Raw genomic sequence first — 19,769 nt, 5'->3', positions numbered from 1 at the left:
TCAGGTCAATGTTCGAGCCTGCCGGGGCACTTGAGGCATTCAGCGCGCAACCGGGCGCAATCCGGACAGAGGAATCCGGAAAGTGTCCGGTTATCGGTCACCCGACTCCGGCGTTCAGGAAAATGCCGCCGTCGACGACCAGCGTCTGGCCGGTGATCCACTCCGACTGGGACGAGGTGAGGAAGGCCGCCGCGCCGCCGATGTCCTCGGGCTCGCCGAGCCGGCCGAGCGGATAGGAGGCGGCCGCCTCCGCCTCGCGACCCTCATAAAGCGCCTGTGCGAATTTCGTCTTCACGACGGCCGGAGCGATCGCGTTGACCCGCACGACCGGCGCGAATTCGTGCGCCAGCTGAAGGGTCAGATTGACCATCGCGGCCTTGCTCATTCCGTACGCGCCGATGAAGGGCGAGGCGGAGACGCCGGCGATCGAGGCGATGTTCACGATCGCCCCGCCGTGCTCCTTCTGCCAGGCGTGCCAGCTCCGCTGCGCGAAACCGAGCGCGGAGATCACGTTCGTCTCGAACACCTTGCGGGCCACCCCGAGGTCCAGGTCGGCCATGGGCCCGAAGACGGGGTTCGTGCCGGCGTTGTTGACCAGGAAGTCCAGACGGCCGAAGCCGTCCATGGCCGCCTCGACGGCGACGGCCTGGTGGGCCTCGTCGTGCGCCTTGCCGGCGACGCCGATGACCCGGTCGGCCCCGAGCCGCTCGACGGCCTCCTTGAGGGCCTCCTCGCCGCGCCCGGTGATGACGACCCGGTCGCCGCGGGCCACGAGGGCCTCGGCGACGCCGTAGCCGATGCCCCGGCTGGCGCCGGTGACGAGGGCGACCTTGCCGGAGGGCTCCGGCCGTTCCTGTGCGCTCATGCGTGCCTCCTCCTCTTGCTGTCGGTCGTCAGTTGAGCGGGCCGCCGGCCACGTACATGACCTGGCCGGAGACGAAGCCGGCGTCGTCGCCGGTGAAGAACGCGATCGCGTGGGCGACGTCCTCGGGACGGCCGACCCGCTGCACCGGGATCATGGAGGCGGCGGCCGCCTGGAACTCCTCGAAGCCCATGCCGACGCGCTCGGCGGTCTGCGCGGTCATCTCGGTGACGATGAAGCCCGGGGCGACCGCGTTGGCGGTGACGCCGAACTTGCCGAGCTCCTTGGCGAGGGTCTTGGTGAAGCCCTGCAGACCCGCCTTGACGGCCGAGTAGTTGGCCTGGCCGCGGTTGCCGAGCGCCGAGGAGGACGAGAGGGAGACGATCCGGCCGAAGCCCGCGTCCACCATGTGCTTCTGGACGGCCTTCGCCATCAGGAAGGCGCCCTTGAGGTGGACGTTCATGACGAGGTCCCAGTCGGACTCGGACATCTTGAAGAGCAGGTTGTCGCGGAGCACGCCCGCGTTGTTGACGAGGATCGTCGGCGCGCCGAGCTCGGCGGCGACCCGCGCGACGGCGGCCTCCACCTGCGCGCCGTCGGAGACGTCGCAGCCGACCGCGAGGGCGGTGCCGCCCGCGGCGGTGATCTTCTCGACGGTGTCCTTGCAGGCCGCCTCGTCGAGGTCGAGCACGGCGACGGCGCGGCCCTCGGCCGCCAGGCGGAGCGCGGTGGCCGCGCCGATGCCCCGTGCGGCACCCGTGACAATGGCTACGCGCTGCTCGGTGGTGGACATGCTTGGTTCTCCTCGCCCTTGGGATCGTCCCTGGTCGCGGCCGAACCGTCCGTCCGCTCCTGCGTCCCGCACATGAGCGACCGCTTAGTATCGTCCGCAGGACGAGACGCTAGAAGCCCTGGCACCCGGTGTCAACGGCCCACCGGGTGCACCCGGTCACTCCCCGCCCCTACCGGACGAGGAGGTCGAGCAACCGTTCCACCTCGGCCTCGGGGTCGGCGGTCAGACCCGTGTGGACGGGGCCCGGCTGGACGACCGTGGAGCGCGGCGCGATCAGCCAGCGGAAGCGTCGTCCCGCGTCGTCGCGCGCGGCCTGGCCCGCCGCGTCGCCGCCCAGGCAGACCCCCTCGACGGCGCGCAGCGCGGCCCGGACGCCGGTCACGTCGGCCGCCGGGTCGAGCACCGTCAGCTTGGCCTCGTCGAGATGCGTACGGGCGGCCACGAAGGACCGGGCGCGGCAGTAGACGACCACTCCCGCGTTGAAGCACTCGCCCCGCTCCACCCGGGGCACCACGCGCAGCAGGGCGTACTCGAAGACATCGCGGTCGGTCACGTCGTGCTGTCCTTCTCGGTGGTGTGCTTGCGGGGCGCGAGGCGTTCGGCGAGCCAGCCGGGCGGCTGCTGCGGCCGGCTCTCGGTGCGCGGCCCGAGCGTGATCCGCTCGTGGATGCCGGCGGCGCGCGGCAGCAGCGCCGAGACGTACGCGGCGCGCACCTCGTCCGTGCCGTCGAAGCCGGGCTCGTCGACGAGCCACTCGTCGGGGACGTCGGCGGCGACCTCCTCCAGGAGCTCGCGGGTGACGAGCGGCGCGAGCTCGGCGGCCGCGGCGGCGACGTCCGGGGCGAAGGGGGCGAGCGCGTGGTCGGAGGCGTCGTACGGCTTCGCGGCGGAGGCCCGGGCGCCCGGCCAGTTGTGGTGCCAGATCATGGTGGCGCCGTGGTCGATGAGCCAGAGGTCGCCGTGCCAGACGAGCATGTTCGGGTTGCGCCAGGAGCGGTCGACGTTGTTGATCAGCGCGTCGAACCAGACGATCCGGCCGGCCTCCCGGGGGTCGACCTCGTACGCGAGCGGGTCGAAGCCCAGCGAGCCCGGCAGGAAGTCCATGCCCAGGTTGAGGCCGCCGCTCGCCTTGAGCAGCTCCTGCACCTCCTGGTCGGGTTCGGAGAGCCCGATGACCGGGTCGAGCTGGATGGTGACGAGCTCCGGCACCCGCAGGCCGAGCCTGCGGGCCAGCTGCCCGCAGACGACCTCGGCGACCAGGGTCTTGCGCCCCTGGCCGGCGCCGGTGAATTTCATGACGTACGTGCCGAGGTCGTCGGCCTCGACGATCCCGGGGAGCGAGCCGCCCTCGCGCAAGGGCGTGACGTAGCGGGTCGCTACGACCTCTTCCAACATTTTCCCAGGCCACCCATCTCTTCAGCCGTGCGGTCCGCGGAAGGCCTTCCAGGGGGCGGGAACCGGAGCCGCCGGTCGACGAGCCGCGTCCCTCGCTGCCGGCCTCCGGCATGAAGTGTGCATCGTAACCGCGCGTGATCGTGACGAGAGGTGCCCGAGCCGTCGCGCCGGTCCGCCCCGATGCGCGGGGGCGGACGGGGCTGCGGGACCATGAGGCCATGAACGCGGAAGAGATCGCTGCCCTCGTCGCCCGAACCGGTGCCGACGACCCCCACGTGCGTGCCGAGGTGGCGAGCGAGCTGGCCGCCGCCCTGTCCGGGCGGGCGGACGATCCCGTGCTGGTGGCCCTGGTCCGGCTGACCTCCGACGACGAGGCGCGCGTGCGCGAGCAGGCCGTCTTCGCGCTGGGACAGCTCGCCGAGGTGGACGGCCCGGACGTCAGGGCGGCCCTGTGGCGGCGCGTCGACGACGAGGACGCGGAGACGCACGAGGAGGCCGTGCGCGGTCTGGCGGTGCGCCGGGATCCGGGCGCCGTCCCCCTGCTCGCGGCGCTGCTCGAGGAGGAGACGGCGTACGTGCAGACGTTCGCCGCGGCGGCGGTGCTGGGCGATCCCGGGCTGCTGCCCGCGCTGCGGAAGTACGACCCGGAGGATCCGGGGGTCGGCGAGGCCCTCCGGGCCTGCGACCCGGCCGCCCGGGAGCGCCGCGATGCCGCGGCGTGCGCCCTGCTGGACGCGGTCTACGCCCTGCTGCCCTCGGTGGACGCGGCCCTCTACGCCTCGCGCTTCGAGGCGAACCTGACGCTGCTGCTCGTCACCGCCGGCCGGAGCGAGGTGACGTGGGACGCGGATGCCCTCCTCGTCCGCGCCGACGGGGACCCGCGGCGGGCGGCGGCGCTGGTCGCCGAAGACGTCTGAGGAGAGGGCCGGAAGGCCCCGTGCCCCCGTCCGGCGCGTTCGCCGGACGGGGGCACGGGGTGGTGCGGGGCGGGTGTCAGTTGCTGCGGCGCTTCTGCGCGTTGCGGTCGCCCGAGAGCTTCTCGTTGAACTTCTGCTTCTGCTTGGCCGACTTCAGCACCTTCGGGTCGAGACAGGGCAGGCCCTTGGCGGCCCTGTCCAGCGCCTCCTGTTCGGCGGCGGACAAGGTCTTGCCGCTGGACTGCTTGCCGCCCTTCGACTGGGCGACGCCCGAACTGGTGTCCCATGAGGTGCTGTCGTCGCTGGTCGAGTCGTAGGTGGTGCCGTAACTCTGCGAGTCGCGCCAGCTGTTGATGCCCTCGCTGATGGCATAGGCCACCGCGATGACCGCGACCACGACGACGACGGCCACCACGAAGACGACCAGTGCCTCGGGCGCCGCGAGCACGGCCGCGACGCCGCCCAGGAGCGCTCCGAAGAACCTTCCGCTGGGGTCGGCGTGATTGAGCGGGTTGTCGTCGACGTACCCGTAGGCGCTGAGCGTGCTGCGCACCTCGGGGTCGACGGTGAGGAACTGCGCGGTCGCGGGGTCGTAGTACCTGGCACGGAGGTAGGTCAGACCCGTTTCGGCGTCCGCGTACTGGCCCGAGTACTGCAGCGGGGACGACGCTCCGGTGTGCGCGCCGACCGTGCCGTACGGCGTGTAGCCGTACGCACCGGCGACCGCGCCGGCGGCGTCGGTCAGTGCGCGGGTGGAGCCGAGCTGGTCGTGGAAGTACCACTGGCTTCCGGCCGCCGCGATCTGCTCGACCGGGGTGCCGCCGGGGCCGTAGAGGTAGCTCGTGGTCCCGTCGTACAGCAGGTTCGCGTCCTGGTCCGCGTCCCAGGAGAAGGCGGTGGTCGTGGACCCCACCGTCTTGGAGGCGCGCAGGCCGTTGCCGTCGTAGGCGTAGGTCGACGTGGTGCCGCCGACGACGGCCTTGGTGAGGTGCCCGGCCTGGTCGTAGGTGTACGAACTGACCGCGCCGGACCCCGTGGTGGCCCGGGTCCGGTTGCCCTGGGGGTCGAAGGCGTACGTGGTGGCGCCGGCCGCGGGGGTGCCGCAGTCCGGGTTGACCGGTGCGGTGCCGGTGGTGGACCAGCACAGCTGGCCGGCCGCGTCGAAGACCTGGTGGGCGGTGCCGACCTTGGTCGGGTTGCCCGCGGCGTCGTAGCCGAAGCTCGTGGTCACGGCACCGGCCGTGGAGGTCTGCAGCTGGTCGCGCGGGGTGTAGCCGAAGGTCTGGGCGCCGCCCGGCAGGCCCGTGGGCGTCTCGCCGGTGAGCTGGCCCGCGGGGTCACGGGTGTAGGTCAGGGAGGCGAGGGTGGTGGTGCCCTTCTTGAGGGTGTCCGTCAGCCGCTGGCCGGCGTCGTCGAAGCCGGTGGTGGAGACGGTGCCGTTGGGGTAGGTGGTGGAGTTCCAGTGGCTGTCGGCGTCGTAGCCGAAGGTGGTGGACCTGGCGTTCCAGTCCAGCAGCCCGGTCAGTCGGTCGGCCTTGTCGAAGGTGCGGGTCACGGTGCGGCCGGTGCCGCCGGGGTAGACGACGGAGGTCTCGTTGCCGTCGGCGTCGTAGCCGAACGTGGTGGTCGCGCCCGCGCCGTTGGTCTGGGAGGCCAGCTGGCCGAAGGCGTTGTAGGACCGGGTGGTGGTGCCGGTGCCGTCGGTCATCGCCGTCTGGCGGCCCGCCGGGTCGTAGCCGATGGTGACGTTCGGCGTCGTGCCGTCGGAGTACGTGACCGTGATCGGCTTGCCGGCCGGATCGTAGGTGTACGTGGTCACGCGGCCCTGCGGGTCGGTGGACGTCAGCATGTTGCCCGCGGTGTCGTAGGCGACCGTCGTGACCCGGTTGTCCGGGTCCTTCCTGGTGGTCTGCCGCCCCTGGGCGTTGTAGCCGTAGACGGTGGGCGCGCCCGCCGCGTCGACGGTCCTGGCCACGGTCCCGTCGCCGTTGTAGACGGTGGTGAGCTTGCTGTTGTCCGGGAGGGTGACGCCGGTCTTCTGGTCGAAGGCGTCGAACCCGTTGACGGTCTTGTGGTTGTTGGCGTCGGTGGACGAGGTCATGTTGCCGTTGGCGTCGAAGGTCGCCGACACCGCACGGCCCAGCGGGTCCACCGTCCTGATGTGGTGGCCCCGGGCGTCGTAGCTGAACCTGGTGCAGCCCTTGGCGGGCGGCGTGCAGCCGGTCGCGGTGCCGGCCGCGACGCCCGCCGGGCTGACCGTGGAGGTCATCAGGCCCCGGGCGGCGTCGTACCCGTAGAGGGTCTTGTTGCCCTCGGCGTCGGTGGCGCCGGTGATGTTGCCGGCCGCGTCGAAGGTGTTCGTGCTGGTGTTGCCGCGCGCGTTCACCGTACGGGTGGCGTCCGCGGGGTGCGCGGCGTCCTCGTAGTAGATGTTCACCTGGCGGGCGGCGGCGGTGCCGCTCACCGGCTGCTGGGTGACGCTGGTGAGCAGTCCGAAGCCGCTGCCCGAAGCGGTGACGTGCCCGGCTTCGTCGTAGGCGTAGGTGGTCTGCAGACCGGTCGGGTCGATCTTGGTGATCAGACGGTCCGTGGCGTCGTACGCCTGGCTCGTGGTGAAGCCGCGGGCGTCGCTCGCCGAGATCTGGTTGCCGTGGTCGTCGTAGGCGAAGGTCTGCAGGTTCCCCTTGGGGTCACTCGCCGACGTCATGCCCATGCTGATCGGGTCGTAGGTGTACGTCCACGTCCCGGCGTCGGCGGTGCCGACCCCTCGGGTCTCGGACGTCAGCATCCCGCTCTGGTAGGTGTAGAGCGTCTTGTGGCCCGCCGGGTCGGTGACCCGGGTCTGCCCGGCGGTCAGTCCCGCCGCGGCGTCCGGACCGTACTCGAAGACGGTGACGGCGCCCAGCGGGTCGGTCTGCTTCGTGACCCGCTCGGAGGCGTCGTACACGTTCGTCGTGTCCGGGGCGGGGGTCGCCGTGGAGCCGTACTGCGCGGCGGAGCGCATCGAGGTCATCAGGTGCGCCGCGTTGTAGCCGAACGTGGCGTGGTCGTCGTCCTTGAGCGACGGGGTCCGGGTGGTCCCGGCACCGTAGACGTCGGTGAGGTTGCCGGCGCCGTCGTAGCCGTAGGTGACCTTGCGGCCCGCCGAGTCGGACAGGCCCGTGACGTGGCTGCCGGTCCAGGTCAGGGTGTAGACGCGGCCGCCCGGGTCCGTGATGGTGCTCAGCCGGCCGGAGCCGTCGTACGCCATGGTGGTGGCGTACGGCGGGGTGGCCTTGCTGCCCGCCAGGTCGGTCGCCGAGAGCAGGTGCCCGGTGGCGGTGTCGAAGGTGAAGACGTCCTTCGACTTCCGCGTGAAGGTGTACGTCGTGCCCGACTTGGTCAGGGACGCGTTGTAGCGCGGCGCGCTCGGGGCGTAGGTGCCCGCGTTGGCGACGAAGGTGACCTGGGAGCCGTCCTCCTGGCTCACCGTGACGTTGCCGCTGGTGCCGTCGGTGGTGGCGGAGAGGTTGTAGGAGTACGTCCAGCCCCAGCCGAAGGCGCCGTCGACGGCCAGGGCCGCGTTCGGGCCGGCCGGGCTGGACAGGGCGGAGGCGTAGGTGCGCGAGAAGTTCAGCGGCGCGCCGCGGCCGGGAGTGCTCAGGTCGGTGACGGTCTCGCCGAAGTATCCGGTGCTGGTGTCCACCGGGTCACCGGCGGTGCGTCGCACGCAGCCGCACTGGGTCCAGGCCGGGTTGCTGCCCTTGGGCGCGTCCTTGATGCCGGGCGGTCCGCCGATCGGCTGGCCCGGCGTGCCTCCCATGGGGATGAAGGCCACGGCGTCGTAGGCGACGTCGTAGTCCGCGTAGTTGATGTTGCCGGAGCCGGTGATCTCACTCTGGTTGGTGAGTTTGACGTTTCCGCCGTTCTGCATGGCGAAGGTGCCGATGGTGACCCATTCCTCGGATCCCCAGTCCTGGTTCACCCGGATCTTCCACGGGCTCACGCCGCCGCCCGGGTTGATCGCGTAGACCACGTTGGTGGCCGAGGCCGCGGTCGACGGGAAGTGCAGCTTGATCTTGTAGTACTGCAGCTTGGGCAGGTTGGGCGTCCACGTACCGGTGTTGATCAGGTCCGGGTTGGAGCCGTCCTCGGTGTGCGTGAACAGCACGTGTCCGCCGAAGCCCGCGCCCAGTTGGTGGGTGTCCAGGGCGCCGATCGGGTCGCCGGCGGCGTTGCTGCCGTAGGAGTACGTGAAGGTGCCGCCCTGCGACCAGTTCGACGAACCGCAGCCCACCCGGTTCAGCGGTGGCTGGCTCTGGGACTCGTCGACGATGATCGGCGCCCCGTACCCGGCGTTCGGGACCTTGGAGGTGTCCAGGGTGCAGGTCGGCGGATGCGGGTGGGGCTTGACCATGGCCGGTTCGGTCGATCCGGCCGCCGCACCGTACGCGCTGGTCGCACACGTGGTGGCGCAGTCCGGGATGAACGTCACGGGCGAGTGCCACCAGCACTGGAGGCTGGCCAGGGTGCAGTTCTTGGGGTTCTGCGCGCCCGTCGGGTCGCACTTGTTGTCGGCCGTGCAGAACGAGCCGACCGGCGGGATCTGCAGCCAGGTCTTGCCGCCGTGGTAGTCGGGCTTGGCGTACGCCGGCTGGTTGAAGCGCAGGATGGGCTGGCCCATCCACCCCATGATGCGCTCCTGGTACGGCCAGCTCGCGGGGTGCGAGGCGTCACCGTAGGAGGAGCGCAGATAGGGGGCGCGGGTCGGCGGGTAGTCGGGGTTGGCCGGGTTGTTGGCCCAGCCCAGGCCCCAGGTTCCGTCCGCTCCGACGCAGGTGGGGCTCGGGACGCAGCCGGTGGTGTTGCCGAAGGCCGCGGTGGGCTGGACGCCGGAGTTGTACGCCCAGGCGGCCAGGTACCAGTTCTCCAGGTAGCGCGGGTTGCCGCCGTTGACGGTGATGCCCGCGTCGTAGAGCTGGTTCCAGGTCTTCTCCAGGATCTGCAGGCCCGCGGACACGTTCTCCTGGTAGTCGACGGCGATCTTCGTCTGGCCGTTCACCGAGTAGGTGGTGTCGCCCTTGGACATGCCGCTGGTGACCTGGCCCAGGCCGTAGCCGCAGTCGCCCTTGGCGTAGTCCATGTGGCTGATCGAACCGCCGGCGCCGTAGTAGTCGCCCACCAGTGCGCCGCCCGCGATGCCGGGCAGGGCGTGCCAGGAAGCCTGGCTGAAGTTGCTCTCCTGCGCGACGATCGCCTGGTAGACGGAGCGGGGCACCGAGTCGAAGGTGTCGTTCGCCGGGTGCTTGAGCGCCACGCGGCCGAAGTCGCCGTTGGGGGCGTACGCCGCCAGGCCCAGGTTCGCGTATCCGGCCGGGCGGGTGTAGGCCGAGCCCGTCAGCAGGCCCTGCTCCGCCATCTGGATGGCCCAGGAGACCTGCTCCGTACCGGGCTGCAGGACCTGCCGGTTCTCGGCCAGACGGTCCACCGCGCACTTGGGCGTCGTCTGCGCCGCCACCGCCAGGGGGGTGGCCGACTGCGACGACTTCGTCGACCGGCTGCCGGAGACGGAACTCGGCGCGGTGTTCAGGGACTTGCCGGCAGGTGAGGGCGCGACGACGGGCTTCGCCACGGGGGTCGGCAGCGTGGTGACCGCGGACTTGGCCGACTTCGCCGCCGGGCGGTTCAACAGCCCGCCGGTCCTGGTGGCCAGCACCAGGGGCGCGGCCGAGGTGGTCCTGGCGCCGTCGCCCATCAGGGCACCGCCGTCGAGGGAGACGGCGGTGACGCCGTTCGGGAGGCCCTTGGCCTGTGCCCTGGTGATCCCGGAGCCGGGGGCGACCTCGCTGGCACCCACAGCGATGGCGTGGCCGGAGCGGCCCTGCATCAGGCGCAGCGACTCCTTGGGGCCCCGCCCCAGGGTGGAGAGCTTTCCGGAGCGCAGCCGCATCAGCCGGGACGGTTCGGAGCGCTCGGGCTGGACCGCGAAGTCCACCGTTCCCTCCGCCGTCGGGCGCAGGTCGTACGCGTCACCGTCGACCTTCGCGAGCACCTTCGGCGCTGCGGAGCCCGCCACGGGCGAGGGGATCCGCACGAGCGCGGCACCCATCACGCCGACCGGGCCCTCGGAGGTGGGGACCACGGAGGTCACCTGCCCCTGCACGGTGACCGCGCTGCGGATCCTGCCCGTGGGCAGGTCCACCGAGAGGACCTGCGTACTGCGCTGGTTCTCACCGGGGTTGACGACGAACGTCGCCTCTCCGGCGAGGCCGCAGCCCGGCGAGTGGTACTTCATCGCCACACCGCCGGCCACCGGCTTGACGGCGCCGCTGCGCAGGTCGACCGAGTACGCGAACGCGCCGTGGTCCCGGGCTTCCGCCCGGTTGACGGCGGACGCCGGCAGTATCGCCACCGCCGCGTAGCGCCCGTCGCCCGAGACGCACTGGTAGCCCGTCCAGGAGGCGTCGTCGATGCCTCCCGGACGCATGACCGCCAGCTCACGCCAGGTGTAGCCGCCGGCGCCGGTGCCCACCGCCAGGTGGTAACCCGCGTTGTCGCCCCACCCGTTGACGAGGACGTCTGCCGCCGGACCCGTCGATTCGGCGGGTCCGGCGGGCGTCTTCGCGGCCGCCGGAGCGGACGCCGAGGACGCGTGGGCCGGTGGACCGGAGGCCGCGGACGCGGGGGCCGGCGGAGCCGCCAGCACGGACATGGCCAGGAGCAGGGTCCCTGGTATGCCCAGCGTGGGCCATCTATATCGCGACACAGAAAACTCCCCAAGAAGGGGGTGCGCACAGTGCGCACTCCGCAGGCCGCACTGGATCCACCAGTACGGCTAAAGCCTTTTGACAGGCTCTTTTCGGAAAGCAGGGGTAGTCGAAATGCCCCTCCCCCCGTCGAACATGATCATTAGATCATCCTTAAATCCAGACAATCGACGCATATGTCGAGCGGAACGGTAAAGATTTGCCATGGGGCCCGGACGGCACCCGAATACGCCTCGACCTCGCCGTAAGCAGCCTCAATCCGGAGGAAGCCGACCAAAAGCGCGGGGAGGACCATGGGCGTGCGGTGAATGATTGACGCCGGTTTCGCCGTGGAGTTCGAAATTCAGAAGGAGGCGGATCGGAACGCGGGGAATCTCCCCACCACGGCGGGGCGAAGAAGAGGAAAACACCGGAAAAGCGGAACGAAATCCCGGGCCGGCGCGCCGGAAGAGCCGGGCGCCGCCGGGAGGGACGCCCGGAACGATCCGGAGTGACCACCGGGGCCGGGCGGCCGGACGACCCGGTCAGGACGCGCCTGGGTGCCGAAGCGGTGCTGCGGGCTGTCGAGCGGGTCGACGACAGCGGCGCCGTACTGCGTGCGCAGGGGGCCGGGGAGGGCGGTCCGGCGGGGGCACGGAGTGGCCCCGAGCGGCACGGCCCGTACGTGACGAACACTGACCGACGGGTTCACCGGAGCCGGACGCTTTCATCGAAGGACGTCCGGTTTCCGACGCTCCGCTCGGAACCGTGAGGCTCTCGAAGTGCGGATCCCGTGAACGGGACACGGCTCACAGCCGTACCGTCGACCCCGGCACACCAGTGCACCGAGTACGGCGAGCACGGCGAGCGAAATGGGGCAGCACATGAGCGGAGTGGCACGTCGGACGGTGGTCGCGGCGGCGGGCAGCGCGGGCCTGGCGGCGGCGCTCGCCGCCTGCGGGGACGGCGCGGACGACAAGAGCACGGCACCGGAGGGTGCGGCGCCGGAGGGCACGGCGCTGGCGCGGACCGGGGACATCCCGGTGGGCGGCGGAAAGATCCTCGCCGACAAGGGCCTGGTGATCACCCAGCCGAAGGCGGGCGAGTTCAAGGCCTTCTCCTCGAAGTGCACCCATCAGGGCTGCGCCGTGAGCAGCGTCGAGGACGGCGTCATCGTCTGCCCCTGCCACCGGAGCCGCTTCGACATCTCCGACGGCAGCGTGAAGTCCGGCCCGGCGCCCTCGCCGCTGCCGCCGGAGCCCATCCAGGTGGTGGGCGAGGAGATCAGCCCCGGCTGACGGCACCGCCGTCGCCCCGGGGGGCCTTCCAGCACTCCAGCACCTCGTCGGTCGTGGTGATCGTGGCGACGAGGGCGAGGGTGTGACGGATCATCGCGGGGGTGTAGTCGGCCGGCACCCCCGCGACGGCGTCCCCGGGCACGACGACCGTGTAGCCGAGGTTCACGGCGTCGAAGACGGCGTTGGGCACGGCCACGTTGGCGGAGACCCCGGTGACGATCAGCGTCCGGCAGCCGAGGTTGCGGAGCAGCGCGTCGACGTCGGTGCCGGCGAGCGGCGAGAGCCCGTGCAGGCGCCGGACCACCAGGTCCTCGTCGGCGACCTCGATCGGTTCGGCGATCCGGACGGCCCCGCTGCCGCTGTGCTGCTGCACGGGCAGTCGGGCGGCGGCCCTGAACAGCCGGGCGTTGGTGTTGGCGCCCCGTCCGTCGGGGCGCCGCTCGGCGACGGCGTGGACGACCTGGACGTCCGCCGCGTGCGCGGCGGCGACGAGCCGGGCGACGTTCCGCAGGGCGCCCGACGCACGCGCGGCGGCGGCCAGTTCGGGCAGGGCGCTGTCGGGGCCGACGACGCCCCGCTGGCACTCGACGGTGAGCAGGACGGTTCCGCCGTCCGGACGGATCCGCTCCCCGAGCCGTTCTCCCGGATTCCGTGTCATGGCCCTCCCGACCTCCCCTTGCACGCGCGCGACCGACCCCCCATGCTTTCTGACGTCTCATCAGAAATCCAGAAGGGTGCGGACGATGACCGTCGCACAGCGCCGTGGACGCCGGATCATGATGACCCCGGCCGAGCTCGACTCCTTCCTCGCCGAACAGCGCACCTGCCGGGTCGCGACGGTCTCCGCCGACGGCCGCCCGCACGTCAGCGCCCTCTGGTTCGTCTGGGACGGCTCCTCGCTGTGGCTGTACTCGATCACCCGCAGCCGACGCTGGGCGGAGCTGCGCGCCGACCCGAGGATCGCGGTCGTGGTGGACGACGGCGAGGAGTACGGAGAGCTGCGCGGCGTCGAACTGTCCGGCACCGCCGTCTTCGTCGGCGAGGCGCCGCGCACCGGCGAGCCCTGCCCCGAACTCGACGTGCCCGAGCAGCTCTTCGCCGCCAAGAACTTCGGCCTGGACTCCATGCCGCACGACGGTCGGCACGCCTGGCTCCGGCTGACCCCGGACGCCGTCGCCTCCTGGGACTTCCGCAAGATCGCCGCCCTCTGACGGACGATCAGCCGTTCGGCGGCTCCGCCGCTTCCCGGAGCGCCGCGACGACCGCCCGCACGGAGGGCCGGCGGCCGGCGTCGGCGCGCCAGGTGGCGTAGATGTGGCGGCGCACCTTCTGCCGTACGGGGACGAAGGCGACCCCGTCCGGGACCGGACGTCCGAGCCGGGGGGTGATGCACACGCCGAGGCCCGCCGCGACCAGGGCCAGCTGGGTGTGGTGCTCCCCCGCGAAGTGTCCGATCCGCGGCTCGACGCCCTGCGAGCGCAGCGTGAACATCAGCCAGTCGTGGCAGAACTCGCCCTCGGGCCAGGACACCCACTCCTCGTCGGCGAAGTCCTCCAGGTCCACCGCCTCCCGTCCGGCCAGCGGGTGATCCGCGGGCAGGGCCACGTCGGCGGAGTCGTCGAGGAGGTGGGCGCGCTCCAGACCGCCGGGGACGGGCGCCCTCTTGTTGCTCCAGTCCAGGACGATCGCCAGGTCCGCGTCACCGCGCAGGACCGCCCGCACCCCCGGCTCCGGCTCCAGTTCCGTCGTACGGACGCGGAGCTCGGGGTGGCCCGCACGCAGGGCGGCGAGGGCGGCCGGGAAGAGACCGCGCGCCGCCGTCGGGAAGCCCGCGAGCCGCACCTCGCCCACCACCCTCCCCCGCTGGGCCTCGATGTCGACCTGCGCCCTCTGGACCTGGGACAGGATCCGGGCGGCGTGCTCGGCGAGCAGCAGTCCGGCGTCGGTGAGCCGCACGCCCCGGCCGTTCTTGGCGAGCAGCTGCTGCCCGACCTCGCGCTCCAGCTTGGACAGCTGCTGGGAGACGGCCGAGGTGGTGACGTGCAGGCCGTCGGCCGCGCCGCTGACCGAACCGTGCCGGGCGACGGCGTCGAGGGTGCGGAGGCGCTCCAGATTCAACATGTAAGCGATACTAAGGGGAGGGGTCGAGGAATTCTCGCTTGTCCTAAGACGTCCTTCCGGTCACCCTGAGCGCATGAGCCCCGCAGCCCCGCCCTCCCCGTCCCCCGCGCCCGCCCCCGCCTCCGCGCCCGCCCCCGCCTCCCGTCTGCTCGACTGGCGCGTCCGTTTCGGCGCCCTGGCCCTCATCTGGGGCTTCAGCTTCGTCTTCATCAAGGTCGGCACGGAGGGGTTCGCGCCCTTCCAGGTCACCTTCGGACGGCTCCTGTTCGGTACGGCGGTGCTCGCCGTCGCGATCGTCGTCAAGCGCGACCGGCTGCCGCGCGGCGCCCGCGTCTGGGGCCACCTGGCGGTCGCGGCCCTCCTCCTCAACGCGCTGCCGTTCTCCCTCTTCGCGTACGCGGAGCTGACGATCCCCTCGACCCTGGCGGGCATCTGCAACGCGACGACGCCGCTCTGGGGCATGGCGCTCTCGCTGGTGGCGCTCTCCGAGGACCGCCCGACCCGGGTCCGCGCGGCCGGCCTCGGCATCGGCTTCGTCGGCGTGCTCACCGTGCTCGGCGCCTGGCAGGGCTTCTCCGGTCTCGACGTGACCGGCACGGCCCTGGCCCTGCTCGCCTCCTTCAGCTACGCGGTCGGCTGGATCTACGTCCGCAGGACCCTGAGCGGCACGGGCGCCTCGAACCTCTCGCTGGCCGGCTCCCAGGTGGGCCTGGCGACGCTGCAACTGGCGGTGGTCACCCCCCTGTTCACCTCGGTCCCGGAGTCCGTGGAACTCCTGCCGCTCCTCTCCGTGATCGCGCTCGGCGCGCTCGGGACGGGGTACGCGATGCTGCTCCAGTACGGCGTCGTCGCGGAGGTCGGCCCGACGACGGCCTCGATGGTCACGTACTTCATCCCGGTGATCGCCACGACGGCGGGCGTCGCCCTCCTGGACGAGCACCTCACCTGGAACACCCCGGTGGGCGCCCTGGTGGTCCTGGCCGGCGCGGCCCTCACCCAGACCCGCGCCTCCCGTCGCGCGATGCCGCCGACGACGGTCCCGCAGCCGGTCCCCGCGCCCGTCGAGGCACCCGTCGAGACGCCCGCCGGAGCGGCGAGCCGCGCCTGAGGCCCCGCCCGTGCGGCGGGGCGCGCGGGCGGTGGCCGGGCGCCTCTCCCTCTCCCGCGTCACTCTCCGCCACCGGCCGGCCCGCGGGACCGTCGACCGGGCATGAACCCCACCACCACCCGAACCCTGTTCGCCGCCCTCGCCGTGACCGGCGCCCTCCTCGGCTCCGCCGCCACGGCCCACGCCTCGGGCGCCGTCCCCGCGTCCGCCACCGCGGGCACGGTCTCCGCCGTCGCCCCGACGGACGGGCCGGAGCCGATCGAGCTCGACGAGCTGGGCCGCCCCGACCTCCTGGAGGACTGACCGCCCGCGACAGCGGGGCACGGGAACGGCCGGGCACCACGAGGGCGGTGTCCGGCCGTTCCGTTCCGCCCGGGACGTCAGTCGGCGTCCCGGCGCGCACCGCCGAACAGGACCTCCAGGGCTTCGACGGCACTGCCGTCGTGATCGCTGCCCGCCGTGCCGCCGCTGCCGTACTGGACGTTGGCCGCCCGGTCGACCTCCACGACGGAGTCGGCGTGGGAGTTGTCGATGACGGTGACCAGGCTGCCGCCGGCCGCGGCCGGCGCGGCGCCGGCCGCCAGCAGGGCGGCGGCCAGACCGAGCGCCTTCAGCGGGGTCCTGAGCGGGCCGCCGACCACCGCCTTCGACGAGGGCCCGGGCCTCCCCTCCCTCCGCTGCCCCGGGATCACGGAGCTCACGCGCCGACCCGCTCGGGCACCGCGTGGTGGCGGGTGATGTTGCGCTCCAGGAGGCGCGTCGAGGCGGCGACGCCGACGCCGGACTCGGGGTCGAAGGACGGCAGCCGGCCGTCGTCCCGCTTCAGCTCGGAGAGCGCCGAGTCCATCGCCTCGTGCGCCGCGAAGAGACAGGGCGTGCTGTAGATCGCCACGTCCACACCGAGGTCGGAGAGTTCGCCGAGCGAGAGCCGCGGGGACTTGCCCCCGGCGATCTGGTTGAAGAGCAGCGGCTTGCCGTCGACCACCTCGCGGATCCGGTGGATCCACTCGACGCTCCGCACGCCGTCCACGAGGACCACGTCGGCGTCGGTGGCGGCCAGGCACTTGGCCCGGTGGAGGATGTCCGCCTCGTCGGTGGCGTCGGTGCGGGCCACCACGACCATGTCCCTGCGGGTGGCCAGGACCATCTCCAGCTTGGCCAGGTACTCGTCGAGCGGCAGCACCTGCTTGCCGTCCGCGTGGCCGCACCGGCGGGGGCGCTTCTGGTCCTCCAGGATCACGCCCGAGGCGCCGATGCGCTCCAGGCCCTCCACCACGTGGCAGGCCACCTCGGGGTCGACGTAACCGTCGTCGATGTCCACGAGCAGGTGGTGGCGGGGGAACGCGCCGCGCAGCCGCTGCACGAACGCCACCATGTCCGGCCAGGCGATGAAGCCGATGTCCGGCAGCCCGTAGTACGAGGCGGCGAAGCCGAATCCGGAGACGAACATCCCGTCGTAGTGGTCGGCGGCGACGGAGGCCGAGTACATGTCGTACACGCCGATCAGCGGGGTCGTTCCCGGCGCCGCGACGGCCTCGCGCAACTTGTTTCCGTAGCTCAAGGTCTGACTCCTGGTCATCTCGGGGAAACACGGAAAAGGTGCAGAACCGCCTTGACGCGGCGGAGCTTTACCAAAACCTGATGATTTCCTGAGACAGAGTGGAACTTCCGCATACGAGCCCTTTACTCACTCTCCAGGCGTAGCGCATTCACCGGAGAAACGTCACTTTCACGAGGAACGGCCTTGCTCCGCACGCCGGATGGGCCCCGCACGGACCTCGCCGCCGCCCGGTGGCCCTCCGTTCCCGGAACCGCCGCCCCTATCCGTAGCTCCGCGCCGGCGCCGGCCCCACCGCTCCCGCCACCGCGTCCGCCAGCGCCTCGACCTCCGCGACCGCGAGCCCGGAGACGGTGAGCCGGACGGCGGGCCCCGCGTCCGTCCGGAAGCGCGCGCCCGGCGCGACGGCCCACCCCGCGGCGAGGAGCCGGGCGACCGCACCGGTCTCGTCGGAGACCGGCACCCAGACGTTCATGCCGCTCCGTCCGTGCGCCTCGACGCCGCGCCGCGCGAGGGCCCGCACGAGCCCGTCGCGCCGCTTCCCGTACGCGCGCGCGACGACGTCGGGGTCCACCGCCTCCGCGGCCCACAGATGCGCGACGGTCCGCTGGAGCAGCTTGCTGACCCAGCCGGGACCGAGGCGCTGGCGCCCGAGCACCCGGTCGACGGTCTCGGCGTCGCCGGTGAAGGCGGCGATCCGCAGGTCGGGCCCGTACGCCTTGGCGACCGAGCGCACGAGCACCCAGTGCGCGGTGACGCCGGCCAGCGGGTGGAGGGGCTGCGCGACGATGCCGTGCCCGTGGTCGTCCTCGACGAGGAGCACGCCGGGGTGCGCGCCGAGGACCTGCCGCAACTCCCGGGCGCGCTCCTCGGTGACGCAGGCCCCGGTGGGGTTCTGCGCGCGGTCGGTCACGATCACGGCCCGTGCCTCGTCCTGCCGGATCGCGCGTGCGACGGCCTCCGGGAGGGGGCCGTCGTCGTCGACGGCGACCGGCACCGGACGCAGTCCGAGCGCGGGCACGAGGTCGAGGAGGCTGCCCCACCCCGGATCCTCGACGGCGACGGCGTCACCGGGCCTGAGGCGGGCGACGAGCACCCGCTCGATGGCGTCGAGGGAACCCGAGGCGACGCCGACGGGCCCGGCGGGCACGCCGTCCGCGTCGAGGGCGGCGCGCGCGAGGCGACCGAACTCCTCGTCGACGGGGTCCTCTCCGTACGCGCCGGGCCGCTCGGCGTACCGCCGGGCGACCTCCGCGAAGGCCTCGCCGAGGGGCGGGAGCAGGGCGGGGTCGGGGCTGCCGTTGCTCACGTCCCGGACCCCGGCGGGCGCGTCCACGCGGAGGGAGCCGCGCGCGGTCGTGGCGGGGCGCGGCCGCACCCGGCTGCCGCGCCGGCCGTCCGTCTCGATGACCCCGCGCTCGCGCAGGATGCGGTAGGCGGCGGCGACGGTGTTGGGGTTCACGCCGAGGGTGAGCGCCAGTTCCCGCATGGGCGGCAGCAGTTGGCCGGGCTGAAGCGCACCCGTGCCCACTCCCCGCTCGACGCTGGCGGCGATGTCCGATGCGCGGCGGCCTTCGATCCGATACTCTCCTAGCACAAAAATGATTATGCACTAGTGCAATGGAGACGGCAATGAGCACCACCACGGAGACGTACGAGGCGACCGACCGGACCGTGCCCACCCGCTCGCGTGACCGTGCCTCGTACGACAAGGACCTCGTCCACTCGATACTCGACGAGGCCTACGTCTGCCACCTCGGCTTCGTCCGCGACGGCGCGCCGGTCGTCCTCCCGACGCTCTTCGGCCGGGTCGGCGAGCGCCTCTACGTCCACGGCTCCACCGGCTCGCGGCCGCTGCGCGCGGCCGGCGACGGCGTGACCGCCCCCGGTCTGCCCGTCTGCCTGACCGTGACGCACGTCGACGGCCTCGTGCTCGCCCGCTCCGCGTTCCACCACTCGCTCAACTACCGCTCGGTCGTCGTCCACGGAACCGCCCACCAGGTGACCGACCCCGAGGAGCTGCGGACGGCCCTGGACGCCCTCGTCGACCACGTCGTCCCCGGTCGCTCCGCCGACTCGCGCCCCGGGAACGCCAAGGAGCTCGCCGCGACCGCCGTGATCCGGCTCGACCTGGACGAGGTCTCGGCGAAGGTCCGCACCGGCGGCCCCAACGACGACCCCGAGGACCTCGGCCTCCCGTACTGGTCCGGCGTCGTCCCCGTACGGGGCGGTCACGGCACGCCCGTCCCGGCCGACGACCTCGACCCGTCCGTCGCCCTTCCCGGCTACCTCGCCGCGCTCTGACCCGGAGAGGAGGGACCGGCGATGCTGATCCATCCCTGGGACGCCGCCCACGACGAGGGCGAGTGGCGCGACTGGCTCTCCCGGCACGACTTCGGCCAGCTCGCCGTCAACGGCCTGCCCGGCGAAGCGCCGTGGGTGCAGCCCACCCACTTCCGGTACGACGCCGAGCCCGGCCCGTACGGCCGGGCCCTGGCCCACCTGGCCCGGCCCAACCCCCTCTGGCGCGCCCTGGAGGCGAACCCGACGGTGCTCCTGAGCGTGGTCGACGACCACGTCTACGTACCGGGGCACTGGACGGCCCCCGAGGGCGCCCCGGCCGAACACGGCACCCCGACCTCGTACTACGCGGCCGTCCAACTGCGCTGCACCGCGCGCGTGGTCGACGATCCGGAGGAGAAGGCGGCGCTCCTCAACCGCCAGGTCGCCCACTTCCAGCCGGAGGGCGGCACCGCGACCGTCGCGCCGGGCGAGGCCCCCTTCGGCCGCATGCTGTCGGGGATCCGGGTGCTGAGCCTGGAGGTGACCGACGTACGGGCGAAGTTCAAGTACGCGGGCAACAAGCCGCGGGAGGTCCAGGAGCGCGTCTCGGAGCGGCTCGCCGAGCGGGCCGGCCCCGGCGACCTGAACGCCCGCGCCCACCAGTTGCGCCGTCGCGCGAACGGATGACCGTGCCGGTGCCGGGGCCCGG

The 19,769-nt window shown here is 72.5% G+C and carries 17 protein-coding genes; 7 read left to right on the top strand and 10 right to left on the bottom strand.

All coding sequences use genetic code 11. The features are described 5' to 3' along the window. Window positions 1-97: 97 nt before the first annotated feature. The 4 genes from ACZ66Z_RS17705 to ACZ66Z_RS17690 form a co-directional block, all read right to left on the bottom strand. Window positions 98-865: an SDR family oxidoreductase gene (locus ACZ66Z_RS17705; protein ID WP_469934890.1), complete on the bottom strand. Its 768-nt coding sequence runs from the start codon at window positions 863-865 to the stop codon at window positions 98-100. A gap of 28 nt (window positions 866-893) precedes the next feature. Further along, window positions 894-1,655 (bottom strand): 3-oxoacyl-ACP reductase FabG, encoded by a 762-nt coding sequence (gene fabG, locus ACZ66Z_RS17700; RefSeq protein ID WP_469934889.1) that lies wholly within the window; start codon window positions 1,653-1,655, stop codon window positions 894-896. Window positions 1,656-1,824: 169 nt separating this feature from the next. Further along, complete coding sequence (locus tag ACZ66Z_RS17695; RefSeq protein ID WP_030686313.1) at window positions 1,825-2,208, bottom strand: DUF3037 domain-containing protein; 384 nt, start codon at window positions 2,206-2,208, stop codon at window positions 1,825-1,827. Continuing rightward, window positions 2,205-3,050 (bottom strand): HipA family kinase, encoded by an 846-nt coding sequence (locus ACZ66Z_RS17690; protein ID WP_469934888.1) that lies wholly within the window; start codon window positions 3,048-3,050, stop codon window positions 2,205-2,207. Before ACZ66Z_RS17690 ends, ACZ66Z_RS17695 begins: the two co-directional genes overlap by 4 nt. A gap of 218 nt (window positions 3,051-3,268) precedes the next feature. On the opposite strand from ACZ66Z_RS17690, the gene ACZ66Z_RS17685 reads away from it, so the two are divergent. Then, on the top strand, window positions 3,269-3,967 hold the full coding sequence (locus ACZ66Z_RS17685) for a HEAT repeat domain-containing protein (protein WP_469934887.1): 699 nt from the start codon (window positions 3,269-3,271) through the stop codon (window positions 3,965-3,967). Between the two features lie 76 nt (window positions 3,968-4,043). Here the strand turns inward: ACZ66Z_RS17685 and ACZ66Z_RS17680 are convergent, their stop codons facing one another. Beyond that, complete coding sequence (locus ACZ66Z_RS17680) at window positions 4,044-10,658, bottom strand: RHS repeat-associated core domain-containing protein (RefSeq protein WP_469934886.1); 6,615 nt, start codon at window positions 10,656-10,658, stop codon at window positions 4,044-4,046. 918 nt (window positions 10,659-11,576) lie between these two features. On the opposite strand from ACZ66Z_RS17680, the gene ACZ66Z_RS17675 reads away from it, so the two are divergent. Then, window positions 11,577-11,990: a Rieske (2Fe-2S) protein gene (locus tag ACZ66Z_RS17675; RefSeq protein ID WP_469934885.1), complete on the top strand. Its 414-nt coding sequence runs from the start codon at window positions 11,577-11,579 to the stop codon at window positions 11,988-11,990. On the opposite strand, the gene ACZ66Z_RS17670 is transcribed toward ACZ66Z_RS17675, so the two are convergent. Continuing rightward, window positions 11,977-12,648 (bottom strand): isochorismatase family protein, encoded by a 672-nt coding sequence (locus ACZ66Z_RS17670; protein WP_469934884.1) that lies wholly within the window; start codon window positions 12,646-12,648, stop codon window positions 11,977-11,979. The genes ACZ66Z_RS17675 and ACZ66Z_RS17670 overlap by 14 nt on opposite strands. An 85-nt stretch (window positions 12,649-12,733) precedes the next feature. Here ACZ66Z_RS17670 and ACZ66Z_RS17665 point away from each other — a divergent pair, with 85 nt between their 5' ends. After that, complete coding sequence (locus tag ACZ66Z_RS17665) at window positions 12,734-13,201, top strand: pyridoxamine 5'-phosphate oxidase family protein (protein WP_469934883.1); 468 nt, start codon at window positions 12,734-12,736, stop codon at window positions 13,199-13,201. 7 nt (window positions 13,202-13,208) lie between these two features. On the opposite strand, the gene ACZ66Z_RS17660 is transcribed toward ACZ66Z_RS17665, so the two are convergent. Further along, window positions 13,209-14,111: a LysR family transcriptional regulator gene (locus ACZ66Z_RS17660; RefSeq protein WP_469934882.1), complete on the bottom strand. Its 903-nt coding sequence runs from the start codon at window positions 14,109-14,111 to the stop codon at window positions 13,209-13,211. A 73-nt stretch (window positions 14,112-14,184) separates the two neighbouring features. Between ACZ66Z_RS17660 and ACZ66Z_RS17655 the strand changes: the two genes are divergently transcribed. Next, a complete protein-coding gene (locus tag ACZ66Z_RS17655) occupies window positions 14,185-15,219 on the top strand; it encodes a DMT family transporter (protein ID WP_469934881.1) in 1,035 nt (344 codons plus the stop codon). Window positions 15,220-15,321: 102 nt separating this feature from the next. Beyond that, window positions 15,322-15,522 carry a hypothetical protein gene (locus ACZ66Z_RS17650; protein ID WP_469934880.1) on the top strand — a complete coding sequence of 67 codons (201 nt, stop codon included), beginning with the start codon at window positions 15,322-15,324 and terminating at the stop codon, window positions 15,520-15,522. A 77-nt stretch (window positions 15,523-15,599) separates the two neighbouring features. On the opposite strand, the gene ACZ66Z_RS17645 is transcribed toward ACZ66Z_RS17650, so the two are convergent. From ACZ66Z_RS17645 to ACZ66Z_RS17635, 3 genes are all read right to left on the bottom strand, one after another. Then, window positions 15,600-15,920 carry a hypothetical protein gene (locus ACZ66Z_RS17645; protein ID WP_469934879.1) on the bottom strand — a complete coding sequence of 107 codons (321 nt, stop codon included), beginning with the start codon at window positions 15,918-15,920 and terminating at the stop codon, window positions 15,600-15,602. Continuing rightward, window positions 15,917-16,780 carry an isocitrate lyase/PEP mutase family protein gene (locus ACZ66Z_RS17640; protein ID WP_469934878.1) on the bottom strand — a complete coding sequence of 288 codons (864 nt, stop codon included), beginning with the start codon at window positions 16,778-16,780 and terminating at the stop codon, window positions 15,917-15,919. The genes ACZ66Z_RS17645 and ACZ66Z_RS17640 overlap by 4 nt, the downstream gene beginning before the upstream one ends. Before the next feature lie 259 nt (window positions 16,781-17,039). After that, window positions 17,040-18,374: an aminotransferase class I/II-fold pyridoxal phosphate-dependent enzyme gene (locus tag ACZ66Z_RS17635; protein WP_469934877.1), complete on the bottom strand. Its 1,335-nt coding sequence runs from the start codon at window positions 18,372-18,374 to the stop codon at window positions 17,040-17,042. A 35-nt stretch (window positions 18,375-18,409) separates the two neighbouring features. Here ACZ66Z_RS17635 and ACZ66Z_RS17630 point away from each other — a divergent pair, with 35 nt between their 5' ends. Both ACZ66Z_RS17630 and ACZ66Z_RS17625 read left to right on the top strand, forming a co-directional pair. Further along, window positions 18,410-19,081, top strand: a complete 672-nt coding sequence (locus ACZ66Z_RS17630) for a pyridoxamine 5'-phosphate oxidase family protein (protein WP_469934876.1) — start codon at window positions 18,410-18,412, stop codon at window positions 19,079-19,081. 21 nt (window positions 19,082-19,102) lie between these two features. Then, window positions 19,103-19,747 (top strand): FMN-binding negative transcriptional regulator, encoded by a 645-nt coding sequence (locus ACZ66Z_RS17625; protein ID WP_469934875.1) that lies wholly within the window; start codon window positions 19,103-19,105, stop codon window positions 19,745-19,747. The last annotated feature ends 22 nt before the right edge of the window (window positions 19,748-19,769 follow it).

This window comes from Streptomyces sp. NPDC107498 (genome assembly GCF_055582805.1).
The sequence above is the reverse complement of the archived record's forward strand: the minus strand, read 5'-3'. Positions and strand labels throughout refer to the sequence as shown.